The organism is Pseudomonas juntendi (assembly GCF_009932375.1).
Classification (GTDB): Bacteria; Pseudomonadota; Gammaproteobacteria; order Pseudomonadales; family Pseudomonadaceae; genus Aquipseudomonas; species Aquipseudomonas juntendi.
In genome coordinates this window covers 1-481 of record NZ_BLJG01000302.1, presented here as the reverse complement: position 1 = coordinate 481, position 481 = coordinate 1, and the positions used below count along the sequence as shown (strand labels likewise).

The 481-nt window shown below is 63.8% G+C and carries 1 protein-coding gene; it reads right to left on the bottom strand.

Translation table 11 applies throughout. The features are described 5' to 3' along the window. Window positions 1-481: hypothetical protein (locus GYA94_RS25050; protein ID WP_161893323.1), on the bottom strand; the 481-nt coding region annotated here is incomplete at both ends.

Below are 481 nucleotides of genomic sequence, written 5' to 3'. Positions count from 1 at the left end.
CGCCCAGCGACAGGGCCAGGTCATTACCCGCAGGGTCCTTGATGCTGCCGCCGTTGAGATCGATGCTGCCGGCCAATGCGATGCCGTCGGCATCGTTGTCACCGGCTTGCACGGTGTACTCGAACACCAGCGCGCCATTGCCCGCACCAGATACATAGCTGGCATAACGGGTGACACCGCCCACGGTCAGCGCCAGGCGCGGCGTGCCGCCCGTAGTATCGACCACAACACCTTCACTGGCATTGACGGTGAAGCTCAGGACGTCACCCACCTTGTAGCTGCCGTCTTGCGGCAAGCCCACGCTGTTGACCACCGGCATTACAGCGTCCACCTGCACGCCACTGGTGTCGCCGACGTTGTTCAGTACCAGGGTGGTGTCGTTGCCGACCGCATCGCGCAAGGTGCCGCCGTTCAGTTGAATGGCGTTGCCCAGGGTGATGCCGTCGCTATCGACCTGGCCGGTGACCACGCTCAGGCGGAA